Annotated in this window: 16 protein-coding genes; 7 read left to right on the top strand and 9 right to left on the bottom strand. The window is 72.9% G+C overall.

Annotated elements, in window-relative coordinates:
* Nucleotides 1-53 precede the first annotated feature (53 nt).
* Together AC4F3Q_RS05400 and AC4F3Q_RS05395 are read left to right on the top strand one after the other, a co-directional pair.
* Nucleotides 54-1,964, top strand: a complete 1,911-nt coding sequence (locus tag AC4F3Q_RS05400) for a heavy metal translocating P-type ATPase (RefSeq protein ID WP_491039069.1) — start codon at nucleotides 54-56, stop codon at nucleotides 1,962-1,964.
* Between the two features lie 53 nt (nucleotides 1,965-2,017).
* A complete protein-coding gene (locus tag AC4F3Q_RS05395) occupies nucleotides 2,018-2,245 on the top strand; it encodes a heavy-metal-associated domain-containing protein (RefSeq protein ID WP_491039068.1) in 228 nt (75 codons plus the stop codon).
* A 76-nt stretch (nucleotides 2,246-2,321) separates the two neighbouring features.
* On the opposite strand, the gene AC4F3Q_RS05390 is transcribed toward AC4F3Q_RS05395, so the two are convergent.
* Nucleotides 2,322-2,999, bottom strand: a complete 678-nt coding sequence (locus tag AC4F3Q_RS05390) for a Crp/Fnr family transcriptional regulator (RefSeq protein WP_491039067.1) — start codon at nucleotides 2,997-2,999, stop codon at nucleotides 2,322-2,324.
* Between the two features lie 63 nt (nucleotides 3,000-3,062).
* Nucleotides 3,063-3,482 (bottom strand): GNAT family N-acetyltransferase, encoded by a 420-nt coding sequence (locus tag AC4F3Q_RS05385; protein ID WP_491039066.1) that lies wholly within the window; start codon nucleotides 3,480-3,482, stop codon nucleotides 3,063-3,065.
* Nucleotides 3,483-3,560: 78 nt separating this feature from the next.
* On the opposite strand from AC4F3Q_RS05385, the gene AC4F3Q_RS05380 reads away from it, so the two are divergent.
* Together AC4F3Q_RS05380 and AC4F3Q_RS05375 are read left to right on the top strand one after the other, a co-directional pair.
* Nucleotides 3,561-4,271, top strand: a complete 711-nt coding sequence (locus tag AC4F3Q_RS05380) for an ABC transporter ATP-binding protein (protein WP_491039188.1) — start codon at nucleotides 3,561-3,563, stop codon at nucleotides 4,269-4,271.
* Nucleotides 4,268-4,981, top strand: coding sequence for an ABC transporter permease (locus AC4F3Q_RS05375; protein WP_491039065.1), 714 nt, complete (start codon nucleotides 4,268-4,270; stop codon nucleotides 4,979-4,981). The genes AC4F3Q_RS05380 and AC4F3Q_RS05375 overlap by 4 nt, the downstream gene beginning before the upstream one ends.
* Nucleotides 4,982-5,008: 27 nt before the next feature.
* Here AC4F3Q_RS05375 and AC4F3Q_RS05370 read toward each other — a convergent pair whose 3' ends face one another.
* Entirely contained in the window at nucleotides 5,009-5,530 is a 522-nt protein-coding gene (locus AC4F3Q_RS05370; RefSeq protein ID WP_491039064.1) for a methyltransferase family protein, read from the bottom strand.
* A 129-nt stretch (nucleotides 5,531-5,659) separates the two neighbouring features.
* Between AC4F3Q_RS05370 and AC4F3Q_RS05365 the strand changes: the two genes are divergently transcribed.
* Nucleotides 5,660-6,454: an AAC(3) family N-acetyltransferase gene (locus tag AC4F3Q_RS05365; RefSeq protein WP_491039063.1), complete on the top strand. Its 795-nt coding sequence runs from the start codon at nucleotides 5,660-5,662 to the stop codon at nucleotides 6,452-6,454.
* Nucleotides 6,455-6,470: 16 nt separating this feature from the next.
* Here the strand turns inward: AC4F3Q_RS05365 and AC4F3Q_RS05360 are convergent, their stop codons facing one another.
* Nucleotides 6,471-7,043: a DNA-3-methyladenine glycosylase I gene (locus AC4F3Q_RS05360; protein ID WP_491039062.1), complete on the bottom strand. Its 573-nt coding sequence runs from the start codon at nucleotides 7,041-7,043 to the stop codon at nucleotides 6,471-6,473.
* 100 nt (nucleotides 7,044-7,143) lie between these two features.
* Entirely contained in the window at nucleotides 7,144-8,256 is a 1,113-nt protein-coding gene (locus tag AC4F3Q_RS05355; RefSeq protein WP_491039061.1) for a YeiH family protein, read from the bottom strand.
* Nucleotides 8,257-8,346: 90 nt separating this feature from the next.
* Between AC4F3Q_RS05355 and AC4F3Q_RS05350 the strand changes: the two genes are divergently transcribed.
* Nucleotides 8,347-9,243 (top strand): LysR family transcriptional regulator, encoded by an 897-nt coding sequence (locus AC4F3Q_RS05350; RefSeq protein WP_491039060.1) that lies wholly within the window; start codon nucleotides 8,347-8,349, stop codon nucleotides 9,241-9,243.
* Between the two features lie 119 nt (nucleotides 9,244-9,362).
* Here AC4F3Q_RS05350 and AC4F3Q_RS05345 read toward each other — a convergent pair whose 3' ends face one another.
* The 4 genes from AC4F3Q_RS05345 to AC4F3Q_RS05330 form a co-directional block, all read right to left on the bottom strand.
* Nucleotides 9,363-9,839: a hypothetical protein gene (locus AC4F3Q_RS05345; protein WP_491039059.1), complete on the bottom strand. Its 477-nt coding sequence runs from the start codon at nucleotides 9,837-9,839 to the stop codon at nucleotides 9,363-9,365.
* Nucleotides 9,823-9,951, bottom strand: a complete 129-nt coding sequence (locus AC4F3Q_RS05340; protein ID WP_491039058.1) for a hypothetical protein — start codon at nucleotides 9,949-9,951, stop codon at nucleotides 9,823-9,825. Before AC4F3Q_RS05340 ends, AC4F3Q_RS05345 begins: the two co-directional genes overlap by 17 nt.
* Nucleotides 9,952-9,962: 11 nt before the next feature.
* Nucleotides 9,963-10,496, bottom strand: coding sequence for a S8 family serine peptidase (locus tag AC4F3Q_RS05335; protein ID WP_491039057.1), 534 nt, complete (start codon nucleotides 10,494-10,496; stop codon nucleotides 9,963-9,965).
* A gap of 67 nt (nucleotides 10,497-10,563) precedes the next feature.
* Complete coding sequence (locus tag AC4F3Q_RS05330; protein WP_168446709.1) at nucleotides 10,564-11,169, bottom strand: thymidine kinase; 606 nt, start codon at nucleotides 11,167-11,169, stop codon at nucleotides 10,564-10,566.
* Between the two features lie 247 nt (nucleotides 11,170-11,416).
* On the opposite strand from AC4F3Q_RS05330, the gene AC4F3Q_RS05325 reads away from it, so the two are divergent.
* Entirely contained in the window at nucleotides 11,417-13,000 is a 1,584-nt protein-coding gene (locus tag AC4F3Q_RS05325) for a methyl-accepting chemotaxis protein (protein ID WP_491039056.1), read from the top strand.
* The last annotated feature ends 71 nt before the right edge of the window (nucleotides 13,001-13,071 follow it).

The raw sequence follows: 13,071 nt of genomic DNA, 5'->3' as shown, positions 1-13,071 counted from the left end.
AGCCTCGGGACGAGGCCGCGCTCGCGGCCCGCGAGCGAAGGCGAGGACCCGACATGACGACTGTCAGCACGTGGATGCGGAACCGGTGGACGGTTCCCGGAGTGCCGGGTCTGCTGGTGCTCGCGTCGTTCGCGGCGCAGCGCTTCTGGGGTGCGTCCGCCGGGGACGCGCTCATGGTCGCGGCGGCCGCTGTCGCGGGCACGCCCGTCGTCGTCAAGGCCGTGCGGGCCGCGCTCGTGCGGGTCGTGAGCATCGACCTGCTCGTCTCGGTCGCGGCGATCGGGGCCGTCCTGGTCGGCAACTACTGGGAGGCCGCCGCGGTGACGTTCCTGTTCGCCGTCGGGCACGCGCTCGAGACGGCGACGCTCGACCGGACGCGTTCCGCGCTCGCCGAGCTCGTCGCGCTCGCACCGGACCTCGCGGTCGTCCTGCGCGACGGCGTGCAGGAGGAGGTCCCGACGCGGGACGTCCGCACCGGCGAGACGGTCCTCGTGAAGAACGGCGCGAAGGTGCCTGTCGACGGCGTGGTCGTCGGCGGGTCCGGTGCGCTCGACGAGGCGTCGATCACCGGTGAGTCCATGCCCGTCGAGAAGGCCGACGGCGACCAGGTGTTCGCCGGCACCGTCGCGGTCAGCGGGTTCCTGCAGGTCCGCGCGACCGGCGTCGGCTCGGACACGACGCTCGCGCGCATCATCCACCGCGTCGAGGAGGCGCAGGACGCCAAGGCTCGCACGCAGGCGTTCATGGACCGGTTCGCTGCCTGGTACACGCCCGGCACGATCGTCCTGGCGGTCGTCGTCGGGCTGCTCACCCGGGACGTGGTGCTCGCACTGACGCTGCTCGTCATCGGCTGCCCGGGCGCGCTCGTCATCTCGATCCCCGTGTCGATCGTCGCGGGCATCGGCCGCGGCGCGCGGGACGGCGTGCTCATCAAGGGCGGCGAGCACCTTGAGACGTCGGCACGCATCTCCGCGGTCGCGCTCGACAAGACCGGCACCCTGACCGAGGGGCGTCCGTCGCTGACCGACGTCGTCGCCCTCGCCCCCGGCGTGACGCAGGACGAGGTGCTCGCGGTCGCCGCCCGCGCCGAGGCCGGGTCCGAGCACCCGCTCGCCCGCGCCGTCCTCGCCGCGGCGCGCCGCGCCGATCTCGCTGTTCCGGGGCTGCCGAGCAGCACCGAACCGGTCCCCGGCAAGGGCATCGTCGCCACGGTCGACGGCGCCCGCATCGCCGTCGGAAACCTCGCCCTCCTCGCCGGCGAGGGGGTGGACGGCGCGGCCGCCGACCTCGTCGTCGACGAGCTTGCCGCCGCCGGCCGCACGCCCATGGTCGTGGCGCGTGACGGCGTCGTCCTCGGGGTCGTCGGCGTCGCGGACCGCGTCCGTGCCGACGCGGCCGAGATGGTGCGCCGCCTGCACGCCGCCGGCGTGCGCACGGTCGTCATGCTCACCGGCGACCAGCAGCGCGTCGCCGACGCGGTCGCAGCGCAGGTCGGCATCGACGAGGTGCGCGCCGGCCTGCTGCCCGAGGACAAGCTCGAGGCGGTCGCCGCGCTGCAGCGCGACGGGCACGTCGTCGCGATGGTCGGCGACGGCGTCAACGACGCCCCCGCCCTCGCCACCGCGGACGTCGGCATCGCGATGGGAGCCGGCACCGGCGTCGCCCTCGAGACCGCGGACATCGCCCTCATGCGCGACGACCTGCTGATGATCCCGCAGGCCGTCTCCCTCGCCCGCCGCACCGTGCGGACCATGCGCCAGAACATCGCGGTCGCGCTCGTGACCGTCGCGACCCTGCTCGCGGGCGTGCTCGTCGGCGGCGTCACGATGGCCGTCGGGATGCTCGTCCACGAGGCGTCCGTGCTCATCGTCATCGCCAACGCGGTGCGGCTCCTGCGCCGCCCCCGCGAGACCCGTGCCGCCCGGTTGATGCACGTCAAGGACCTCGCTGTCGCCCGTTCGTAGTGTGCAACCAGAAGCCCGGACACCGGGAAGGACCCCCAGGAGAGGAGCTCACCATGAGCACCCGCACCACCACCCGCACCACCCTCCGCGCGCAGGGCTTCAGCTGCCCGTCGTGCGTCGCCAAGATCGAGAAGCAGGTCGGCCGGGTCGACGGAGTCGACTCCGTGACCGTCCACTTCGCGTCCGCGCGCATCGAGATCGAGCACGACGCCGAGCGTGCGAGCGTCGACGACCTCGTCGCCGCCGTCGCGAAGGCCGGGTACACCGCGACGACCGCCTGAGCCGGGGCGGCCGACCAGCCCCCAATGCCGAGAGCGCCCGCCACGAGGCGGGCGCTCTCGTGCGCTGCGCCCCGAGCTAGCGGACCAGGTCGTCCAACGCTGCGGCGTCGCGCACCAGGAGCTCGCGCTTGCCGCGCGACTCGACGATCCCCGCGTCGGCGAGGGCGCGCAGCGACCGGGACAACGACTCCGGCGTGGTTCCGAGGTAGGACGCGATGTCCTTCTTGCTGAGCGGCAGCTCGATCACCAGCCCGTCCGCGTGGGGCTGGGCGGGCAGGTCGAGCAGGTAGCCGACGAGGCGCCGCTCGACGGGCGCGAGCGTCTGCGCGGTGAGCCGCTCCTCCGTGCGGGAGAGCTGTGTGGCGAGGGTCGCGAGCATCGCGACACCGACGCCGGGGTGCGCGTCGAGGAGCGGCTGCAGGTCGGCGTGCCGGAACTCGCACAGCACGGTCGCGCCCATCGCAGTGGCCGTGTGCCCGGGCGTCGCGCCCGTGAGGAACGACTCGACGCCGATGAAGTCACCCGCGTCGAGCACGCGCAAGAGGTGCTCGCCGCCGTCGGGCGACGAACGGGTCAGGCGCAGCCGACCCGAGTTCACCACGAGGAGGCTCGCGACACGGTCGCCCTCGACGTACACCGTCTCGCCGTCGGGCAATCGGCGCGGCCGCGCGACGTCGTGCACCTCGCGCTGCTCGACGGGCGTGAGCCCGGCGAAGATCGGCACCCGCGACACGCACACCGGCAACGACGACATGCTCCAAGCCTAGGCCGCGCACCATCGGCCGCGCCTGAGGCACCCTCGATCTTGCCTGGCCGTTCAGACCACGCGGTGCATGCCCGTCCAGCGCGGCGCGACGTCCTCGAAGCCGCGCGACTCGTACAGGCGGACACCCTCGGGTTCCGCAGCGAGGTTCACCCACGCGCCCTGCGGGGCGCGCTCGCGGATGTCGGCGAGCAGCGAGTCGAGGATCGCGCTGCCGAGGCCGCGGCCCTGGAGCTCGGGGAGGGTCGCCATGTCGGCGACGAGGAAGTACCAGCCGCCGTCTCCGATGATGCGGCCCATCGCGACCGCGTCGCCGTCGGGGCTGACGACATGCCGGAACGACCACGATCCGGTGATCGCGCCCGTGCCCTGCGCGACGTTCTTGGGTCGCAGACCGCTCGCGGCCCGCAGGTGGAGGTAGTCCTCCAGCGCAGGCGGTGTCTCGAGGAGGCGGTATCCGGGAGGGAGAGTCATGCCCCCAGTGTGCGTCGTGTCGCGGGCGCCGCGGCAAGCCTGAGGAATAGCGTCTGATCCGTGAGCATCCCGGCGATCATGGTCGACGGACTGACGGTCCGCCGCGGCCCGCGCACGGTCCTCGACGGCCTCCGGCTGTCGATCGCGAGCGGCACCGTGACGGGCCTGCTCGGTCCGTCTGGCGCGGGCAAGACGACGCTCATGCGGGCGATCCTCGGCGTCCAGCTCGTCGAGGCGGGCGACGTGACGGTGCTCGGCGAGCCAGCGGGCAGCGCAGGGCTGCGGTCGCGGGTCGCTTACGTGACGCAGGCTCCGAGCGTCTACCTCGACCTCACGGTCCTCGAGAACCTGCGGTACTTCGGCCGGACGCTCGGCCTGCGCGGCCGCGCGCTCGAGGCGCAGGTCGCCGACGTCGTCGAACGCGTCGACCTCGGCAGTCACCAGCGCGCCCTCGTCGGGCGCCTGTCCGGCGGGCAGATGTCGCGCGTGTCGCTCGCGACCGCGCTCCTCGGCGCGCCCGAGCTGCTTGTGCTTGACGAGCCGACCGTCGGGCTCGACCCGGTGCTGCGGGAGTCGCTCTGGGCCCTGTTCGCCGAGCTCGCCGCAGACGGCGTCACGCTGCTCGTGTCGAGCCACGTCATGGACGAGGCGGAGCGCTGCGACCGGCTCGTCCTGCTGCGCGACGGCGAGGTGATCGCCGACTCGACCCTCCCCGAGCTGCTCGCAGCCACGGGCGCGTCGAACGCCGACGGCGCCTTCCTCACCTTGGTCCGCAGGGAGCGCCCATGATCGCCACAGCCCGCCGGGTGCTCGCGCAGCTGCGCCACGACCCGCGCACGGTCGCGATGATCGCCGTCGTGCCGTGCGTCCTGCTCACGCTCTTGTGGTGGGTGTACGACGGCGGGCTGGTGTTCCAGCAGATCGGCGGGTCGCTGCTCGGCATGTTCCCCGTGATCATCATGTTCCTCATCACGTCGGTCGCGACGCTGCGGGAGCGTTCGACGGGCACGCTCGAGCGGCTGCTGACGCTGCCGCTGCCCAAGGCGTCCTTCGTGCTCGGGTACGGCATCGCGTTCGGCCTGGTCGCGACCGTGCAGGCGCTGCTCGCGTCGGCGCTCATGATGGGGCCGCTCGGCCTCGACCCGCAGGGGCCGTGGCCGCTCATGGTGCTCGTCGCAGTCCTCGCCGCGCTCCTGGGGATGTCCTTCGGGCTGTTCGTGTCGGCGTTCGCGAGCACCGAGTTCCAGGCCGTGCAGTTCATGCCCGCGGTGATCCTGCCGCAGTTCCTGCTGTGCGGGCTGCTCGTGCCGCGCGCCGACATGCCGCGTGCCCTCGAGCTCGCGTCCGACGTGATGCCGCTCTCCTACGTCGTCGACGCGATGACGGAGGTGACCCGCCACGAGTCGCCCGACGTGCTGATGCCGCTCACGATCGTGGTGGGGTTCATCGTCGCGCTGCTGCTGCTCGGTGCGGCGACCCTGCGGCGCCGCACGCCCTGATCTGCACCCGCCTGCCCGGCGGGGCGTTCAGCCGGTCCGGTCCTCGAGGAGGGCGCGCACGGCCCCGACCGAGCGTCCGTCGACCCAGCGCGGCACGGTCGCCATGTACTCCGCATATGCGGCACCGAACTTCGCAGCGAGCATCTCCTCCTCCGCCGCGATCTGGCGGGAGTGCAGCAGGTAGGCGAGCGCGGCCGCAGGGGCGAGGGCGGCGACGGACCGCCGAGCGACCGCCCGCGCGACGATCACGCCGACCATCCCGACGTACATCGGGTTGCGGCTCACCGCGTTGACGCCGGACGTCACGAGCGTCGACGCGTCGGGGACGCGCGGGTCGACGGTCGTGCGGCGTCGCGCGAAGTCGACGACAGACGCACCGGCGAGCGCCACCGACGCGGCGCCCAGCGCCGTCCCGGCGAGGCGCGCGAACCTGCCGCCGCGCTCGCGTGACACGAGCGACTGCGCGACCCACGCCCCCGCAGCAAGCACGGCGGGCGGCACGCGGCCGTCCGTGACACCGAGGTGATCGACGATCTTCGTGGTGCTCATCGTGCTTCCTCCTGCTTGTCGTCCCAGGTCATGGTCTGTGTGAACGCGCGGAGCGCGGACGCCGCCGCTACGTTGGAGCGCGTGGAAACCCAGTCCGGCGGAGCGCCTGTCCGCCATCGTCACGCACCCGTGCCCGTCACCGCCACCGCTCTCAGCGAGGTGCTCGCGGATCTGGGGGTGCGTGGCCGGACGGTCATGGTGCACGTGTCGCTCTCGCGCCTCGGCTACGTCGTCGGTGGCGAGGCGGGGGTCGTACAGGGCGTGATCGACGCCGTCGGGCCCGATGGCACCGTCGTGATGCCGGCGCAGTCGTGGCAGCTGTGCGACCCCGCGTTCCTGCGCATGCCCGACGTGCCGGAGGAGTGGTACCCGACGCTGCGCGACAGCCTCCCCGCGTACGACCCGGCGCGTACGCCGACCCGCACGATGGGCGCGGTCGCCGAGCTGTTCCGCACGTGGCCGGGCGTGCTGCGCTCGGCGCACCCGCAGCGGTCGATCGCCGCGCTCGGCCCGGACGCGGCGCGCATCACCGCGACCCACGACCTGGACGACGCCGCAGGTGAGCGTTCGCCGATGCGCGCCCTGCACGACGTGGGCGGGTATGTGCTGCTCCTGGGCGTCGGCTTCGACAAGTGCACCGCGCTGCACCTCGCGGAGAACCGCATCACCTGGCCGACGCGCCAGTACGTCGCGCAGGGCGGCCCCGTGCTGCGCGACGGGGAGCGCGTCTGGGAGACGTGGCAGGAGCTGTGGCCCGAGGACGAGGACTTCGGCGAGTGCGGCGACGCGTTCTGCGAGGCGCACCCGGCGCTCGTCGAGACGGCGCTCGTCGGGAACGCGCACGCGGTCCTCGTCCCGGTCCGTGAGCTCGTCGAGTTCGCGACCCCGTGGCTCGCCCGCGCCCGCGGCGGCGCCGTCCTCTGACGCGTGGACTGACGGGTCAGGTCGTGCGGGCAGCGACCGGGCACGTCGCGACGTGGTCGTCGACGAGGCCGCACGCCTGCATCGCCGCGTAGGCGGTCGTCGGGCCGATGAACCGGAAGCCGCGACGCTTGAGCTCCTTGGCGAGGGCGACCGACGCGGGCGTCTGGCCCGGGATCTCTGAGAGGCTCGCGAGGCGGCGCTCGCGCGCGGGCGGCGCGAACGACCAGACGATGCCGTCGAGCGTCTCCCCTGCCTCGTGGAGTGCGACGACGGCGCGCGCGTTGCTGATCGTCGCCTCGATCTTCGCGCGGTTGCGGATGATGCGGGCGTCCAGGAGGAGCCGCTCGACGTCGTCCTCCTCGAAGCCCGCGACGGTCTCCGGGTCGAAGCCCGCGAAGACCTCGCGGAACGCCGGGCGCTTGCGCAGCACCGTGATCCACGCCAGGCCCGACTGGAACGCCTCGAGCGCGAGGCGCTCGAGCAGCGCTGCCTCGCCGTGCACCGGCATGCCCCACTCGTCGTCGTGGTACGCCTCGTACAGCGGGTCGCCGTCGCCGAAGCAGCGTGCGGCCTGGATCGTCGTCGTCATACGCACACTGTGCCGTACCCGACCGACAGCGCCGCGCGCCGTCGTCCCGCCCGGGCCGGTGCAGGTGCGGCTGGCGCTTTGTGGGCAGGGCGCAGCCCGCTCAGCTCACGAGCGTGACGCCGACTCCCGCGATCGTGGCGACGAGCACCGTGGCCAGGGCCGCGAGCACGAACGGCCGCGCGCCGACCTTCCTGAGGTCCTGGACCCGGACACCGCACCCCAGCGCGAACATCGCAGCGGAGAGCAGCACCGTCTGCAGGAGGCGACCCGTCGTGAGCGTCCACGCGGGGAGCGCGACCAGGGCCCGCAGCAGCACGAGCGCCAGGAAGCCGACGACGAACGGCGGGACGAGCGGCGGACGGCGCCGCGCGGGGACCGCGCCAGCGCCACGCGCGCGGGTGACCCGCCGCTGCCGCACGCCGAGTGCCGCCACGACCGGGGCGAGCAGCAGCACGCGCGCCAGCTTCACCACGACGGCAGCCGCGAGAGCGTCCGGGCCGAGGATGCCGCCCACCGCGACGACCTGCGCGATCTCGTGGACCGACGCCCCGGCCCACGTGCCCGCGGTGACCGCACCGAGGGCCAGCAGGTGGCTCGCGAGCGGGAGCAGGGCGATCATCGCCGTGCCGAAGATGACGACGAGCGCGACGGCGGTGACCGTCTGGTCCTCCGCGTCGTCGTCCGGGTCGGTGACGCTCGCGGCTCCCGCGACCGCCGCAGCCCCGCAGATGGAGAAGCCGCACGCGATCAGGAGCGCGAGGCCGCGCGGCACGCGCAGCCAGCGGCCCAGTGCGACCGTGCCGAGGATCCCGCCGCCGACGACGCACAGCACCACGAGCAGCATCGGCGCGCCCAGGCCGAGGATGTCGCCCAGGACGAGCTGCAGCCCGAGGAACACGATGCCGACGCGCAGCAGGACCTTCGCGGAGAAGTCGATCCCGGGCGCCAGGGACGCGGGCAGCCGCGTCGCGTTGGTCACGACGACGCCGAGGACGATCGCGACGATCATCGGGCTGAGCCCCGGGACGAGCTGGCCGGTCGCCCAGGAGAGCGCAGCGGCCGCGAGGCACAGCGCGACGCCGGGCAGTCGCGACGCCGCACGCGAGAGGGACGGCCGGAGGGTGCCGCGCTCGCGGGCGGCGCTGACCTGCGGCGCGGGACGTCGTCCGTCCTCGGACGCGTGCGCGGCGGCGTCGGGCTCGAGGAGGGTCATGACCTCATCGTCTCGGCGCGCGCGCGTCGCCGGTAGAAGCAGCTCCCGCGCGCGTCACAACGTAGGCTTGTCGCAGGACGGAGGCGATCGATGCGGGCAGAACCCGACCTGCAGGCGCTGCGCGCGCTCGCGCTCGCCGCCCGGGAGAACAGCATCTCCGCCGCGGCCAGCCTCCTCGGCGTCAGCCAGCAGGCCGTCTCGCTGCGCATCCGCACCCTCGAACGCGAGCTCGGTGCGCGCCTCCTCGTGCGCTCCACCCGCGGCTCCCGGCTCACCCCGGCAGGCGAGCAGGTCGTCGGCTGGGCGCAGCCCCTCCTGGCCGCCGCAGACGCGTTCGCCGACGCCGCACGCGCCCTGCGCGACGACCGCACCACCACCCTGCGCATCGCCGCGAGCCTCACGATCGCCGAGCACCTCCTGCCGAGATGGATCGGCACCTGGCGCGCGCAGGTCGGCGAGCACGGGCCGGAGGTGCAGGTCACCGCCGCCAACAGCAGCACCGTCGCCATGAGCGTGCGCGAGGGCACCGCCGACCTCGGGTTCGTCGAGTCGCCCCGCACGCCAGCGGGCCTCGGGTCGGCGACGGTCGCACGCGACACGCTCGACGTCGTCGTCCAGCCCGAGCACCGCTGGGCCCGCGCCCGCTCCATCACCGTGCAGGAGCTCGCGACGACCGGCCTCGTGCTGCGCGAGAAGGGCAGCGGCACGCGCCAGGCGTTCGACGCCGCGATGGCCGACGCCGGCTATCCGGACCACGCCGAGCCCGTGATGGTGCAGACGAGCACCCTAGGGATGCGCAGCGCGGTCATGGGCGGCACCGCCCCCGGCGTGCTCAGCAGCCTCGCCGTCGCCGACGACGTCCGCGCAGGACGCCTCGCCCGCGTCCAGGTCGACGGACTCACCATGAGCCGCCCGCTCACCGCCCTGTGGGCGGGCGCGGCCCCGCCGCGGCACGCCCGCGACTTCCTCGAAGCCTGCGCGGACTGAGGGCCGCCCGAGCGACGGGCCCAGGCTAGGAGGTCGGCGCGACGAGAACGGGCAGGGCCTCCGAAGAAGCCCTGCCCGCTGCTCTCGTGCTCAGGGGTGCCACGTCGAAGGGCGCCCGGTTACGGAAGGCGATCCGCCTGGGTGTCGATCTGCCCGCGAACATCACGTAGGACGGTCGCAAGCTCCTTGAGCCGCTCCCCGACCTCCACAGGAACCTCCGTGTCCGGACCGTCCGCGAGGACCCAGAAGTTCTCCAGATCCTCCGCCAGTGCACCCGAGGCCTCGCTGAGCGCCTCGACCGTGAGCCGCGCCGCAACGCCACGCGCGCCCTCCAGGTGCGACATGCTCAGCACGGACTGCGACCCCACCCACCGGGCCGCCGCCATCCGCTCGAACGGCGGCATCTGCGGCAGCCACAGCGAGAAGAACCCGCCCGCCTGCTCGGCATGGTCCGCGAGGAAGTCCTCGTCGAGCAGAGCCTGGACTGCGGGAACAGACATCATCAGGGCCGTGTCCACCGCGTCGCGCAGAGAGAGAGCGTCGCCCTGTGCGACGAGCGCGCGCAGGTCCGTCGGCTCGTTACTTGACCCAGCCATTGGAGACCTTGCCTGTCGCCTTCGAGTACGTCACGACGATCTTCTTGCCCTGGTGCTTGAGCAGCGCCTGCATCGCGCCGCTGCCATACGCGCTGTGGGTGCCGTCTGCCATGGCCTTGCCCATCAGGTCCGCGATCTGCTCGCGGCTCTTCGCCCCCACGGTGCCCCACTTATCTCAGGATGGTCAGTCTCGCTGCCGAACGCAGCGACGATGATGTCCGCGCCCTGCTCGACCGCCCACCGCACCGCCGAAGCGATGCCTGCGGGGTCACCCGTTCCCGTCGCGTCCAGCGCGTGGGCGTCGAGCAGGCGGGCGGCGGGAGCCAGGCCGCCCGGGAAGTCGTCGGCGGCGTCGCCCGCAACGATCCCGGCCACCATGGTGCCGTGGTCCGAAGGGGTCGTATCAAGACCGTCGGCGACCCATCGGCCGATCACGCGGCCCTCGAGGCTCGGATGGCTGTCAGCGATCCCGCCGTCGACGACCGCCACGACGCGTCCGTCGCCCGCAGACCCGCCGAGAGCGCCTTGTCCGGACGGCGGGAGAAAGTCGAACGCAGGGCCGACGCTGCTGCCGCACCCGCCGATCGCAGCGCAGACCGTGACGCTTGCCAGGACGAACGCCTGTGCCCGGGCCGCGCGCAACCTACGGATCGACACTCTCCCCCCTGAGACCGTGCAAACTATGAAGACGGTAGCCGAGGGCTGCAGGTCGTGCTACCGCAGGTCAGGCGAGCACGCCGCCCGACTCGCGCAGGTAGCAGGCCGCGCACAGCGACTCGTACGTCACCGCAGCGCCGTCGATCGCCACCTGGTCGCCGTCGAACACCGCGTGCCCGTCGACGCGCCGCGAGTTGAAGATCGCCTTGCGGCCGCACCGGCAGATCGTCTTGAGCTCCTCGAGGCTGTGCGCGATCTCCAGGAGACGCTGCGAGCCCGGGAACGCCGCCGTGCGGAAGTCGGTGCGGATGCCGTAGCAGATCACCGGGATGCCATCGAGGACGGCGACGCGCAGCAGGTCGTCGACCTGCCGCGGCGTGAGGAACTGCGCCTCGTCGAGCAGCAGGCAGGACACGTCGCGGCCCGTCTCACGCTGCACGCGCTCGCGGTGCGTCTGCAGGGTGAGGTAAGCGTCGTCGTCCTCCCCGAGCACGTAGTCGACCGACCGGTCGACGCCGAGGCGCGAGTGGATCTTGCGCCCCGCCTTCGTGTCGATGCCCGGCTTGGCGAGCAGGATCTGGTGGTCCCGCTCCTCGTAGTTGTGCGCCGCCTGCAGCAGGGACGTCGACTTGCCGGAGTTCATCGCCCCGTACCGGAAGTAGAGCTTCGCCATGACGGGGATTCTCCCATCTGGTGGGCCGTGGGCATCGACGGTGTCCGGCCGGGCGTGGACAGGCCGTCTCGGAGGGCACAACTCCGCAACCCAGGGTGTTATCCCCTGAACGCGTGGAAATGTTTCTCACGGTCGCCTCATCGAATACCGCTGCTGACCGATGAGTGCCCGCACCAGCCGCCCCGCACCGTCTCGCCACCCGCCGGACACCCAGCCGCACGCCACGCCGCACGCCCAGGAGCCCGCGATGACCGCACGACTCAGCTCGACCTCGATCATGACGCGCCTCGTCGCCGTCGTGGTCCTCGCAGCGCTCGGCATGGGTGCACTCACCGTCATCGCGAGCGTCCTCGTCCGCGACCGCGTCATGACCGAGCGCCAGGACGCGACCCGCGCCGTCGTCGAGTCCGCCGCCGGCGTCCTCGCCTACTTCGGCGCGCAAGAGACGAGCGGCGCGATGGACCGCGAGGCCGCGCAGGCCGCCGCGATCGACGCCGTCCGCGACATGCGGTACTCCGGCGAGGAGTACTTCTGGATCAACGACATGACGCCCGCCATGGTCATGCACCCCATCAAGCCCGAGATGGACGGCAGCGACCTCAGCCAGAACGCCGACCCCGACGGCAAGCTCCTCTTCGTCGAGATGGTCGACGTCGTCAAGGCCGACGGGCGCGGGTTCGTCGAGTACCAGTGGCCCAAGCCCGGCTACGACGCCGCGCAGCCCAAGGTGTCCTACGTCGTCGGCTACGAGCCGTGGGGCTGGATCATCGGCTCAGGCGTCTACGTCGACGACGTGCAGCAGGTCGCCCTCGGCGACGCCGCACGCCTCGCCCTCGCCACGCTCGTCGTCCTCGCCGTCACCGTCGCCGTGTGCATCGTCATCGCCCGCTCGATCGTCACGCCCATCCGCCGCGCCGCGCAGGTCCTCGGCACCGGCGACCTCAGCATCCGCCTCGACGAGGGCCGTGGCCGCACCGAGCTCGAGCAGCTCGCCGTGTCCCTCAACGCGACCCTCGACCGGTCCTCCTCCGTCGCCGACGAGGTCGCCCAGGTCGCCGCCCGCCTCGACGCCTCCGCCCGCCAGCTGCTCGCCACAGGAGACGGCATCGCGAGCGCGACCGCCACCGCGACCGAGCAGACCGTCGACCTCGCCGGCTCCGCGACCGAGGTCGCCGCCGGCATCGAGACCGTCGCCGCAGGCACCCACCAGATGGGCGCGTCCATCTCCGAGATCGCGCAGAACGCGAACGCCGCCGCGCAGATCGCCACCGAGGCCGTCAGCGCAGCCGACGCCACCTCACGCACCGTCGTCGCCCTCGGCGAGGCGTCCGCGCAGATCAGCAGCGTCGTCAAGGTCATCTCCGCGATCGCCGCACAGACCAACCTCCTCGCGCTCAACGCGACGATCGAGGCCGCACGCGCAGGGGAGGCCGGGCGCGGGTTCGCCGTCGTCGCGAGCGAGGTCAAGGACCTCGCCCAGGAGACCGCCACCGCGACCGGCGGCATCACCGAGCAGGTCGAGGAGATCCAGGCGACCGTCGACCGGGCGACCGCCGAGATCGCCCACATCACCGACGTCGTCACGCGCATCAACGACTACCAGATGTCGATCGCCGGAGCCGTCGAGGAGCAGACCGCCACGACCAACGAGATGGCCCGCTCCGTCGAGCAGGTCGCCGACGGCGGCCGCACGATCGCGCGCTCCCTCCAGGACGTCGAAGCAGCCTCACGCGCGACCGCCGTCGAGATCGGCACCGTCCGCGATGCCGCGCACGAGCTCGTCGACGCTTCCCAGGACCTCCAGACGGTTCTCGCCGCATTCACGCGGTAATGTCTGCGCGGCGTGCCCCGCTGGCGTCGCACCATCCACGGGGGCAGGCTCGGAAGACAGGACCTCACGGC

It is taken from the genome of Flavimobilis sp. BM9 (assembly GCF_058313055.1).
Note: the sequence above shows the minus strand (reverse complement) of the source record. Positions and strands in the feature narration are given on the sequence as shown.

What these genes read in the sequence shown, in the direction of transcription:
- AC4F3Q_RS05355 (WP_491039061.1), bottom strand. Translation starts at nt 8,256, where the DNA reads ATGACCCTCCTCGAGCCCGACGCCGCCGCGCACGCGTCCGAGGACGGA.
- AC4F3Q_RS05370 (WP_491039064.1), bottom strand. Translation starts at nt 5,530, where the DNA reads ATGAGCACCACGAAGATCGTCGATCACCTCGGTGTCACGGACGGCCGC.
- AC4F3Q_RS05325 (WP_491039056.1), top strand. Translation starts at nt 11,417, where the DNA reads ATGACCGCACGACTCAGCTCGACCTCGATCATGACGCGCCTCGTCGCC.
- AC4F3Q_RS05350 (WP_491039060.1), top strand. Translation starts at nt 8,347, where the DNA reads ATGCGGGCAGAACCCGACCTGCAGGCGCTGCGCGCGCTCGCGCTCGCC.
- AC4F3Q_RS05375 (WP_491039065.1), top strand. Translation starts at nt 4,268, where the DNA reads ATGATCGCCACAGCCCGCCGGGTGCTCGCGCAGCTGCGCCACGACCCG.
- AC4F3Q_RS05345 (WP_491039059.1), bottom strand. Translation starts at nt 9,839, where the DNA reads ATGGCTGGGTCAAGTAACGAGCCGACGGACCTGCGCGCGCTCGTCGCA.
- AC4F3Q_RS05360 (WP_491039062.1), bottom strand. Translation starts at nt 7,043, where the DNA reads ATGACGACGACGATCCAGGCCGCACGCTGCTTCGGCGACGGCGACCCG.
- AC4F3Q_RS05380 (WP_491039188.1), top strand. Translation starts at nt 3,561, where the DNA reads ATGGTCGACGGACTGACGGTCCGCCGCGGCCCGCGCACGGTCCTCGAC.
- AC4F3Q_RS05390 (WP_491039067.1), bottom strand. Translation starts at nt 2,999, where the DNA reads ATGTCGTCGTTGCCGGTGTGCGTGTCGCGGGTGCCGATCTTCGCCGGG.
- AC4F3Q_RS05340 (WP_491039058.1), bottom strand. Translation starts at nt 9,951, where the DNA reads ATGGCAGACGGCACCCACAGCGCGTATGGCAGCGGCGCGATGCAGGCG.
- AC4F3Q_RS05395 (WP_491039068.1), top strand. Translation starts at nt 2,018, where the DNA reads ATGAGCACCCGCACCACCACCCGCACCACCCTCCGCGCGCAGGGCTTC.
- AC4F3Q_RS05400 (WP_491039069.1), top strand. Translation starts at nt 54, where the DNA reads ATGACGACTGTCAGCACGTGGATGCGGAACCGGTGGACGGTTCCCGGA.
- AC4F3Q_RS05330 (WP_168446709.1), bottom strand. Translation starts at nt 11,169, where the DNA reads ATGGCGAAGCTCTACTTCCGGTACGGGGCGATGAACTCCGGCAAGTCG.
- AC4F3Q_RS05385 (WP_491039066.1), bottom strand. Translation starts at nt 3,482, where the DNA reads ATGACTCTCCCTCCCGGATACCGCCTCCTCGAGACACCGCCTGCGCTG.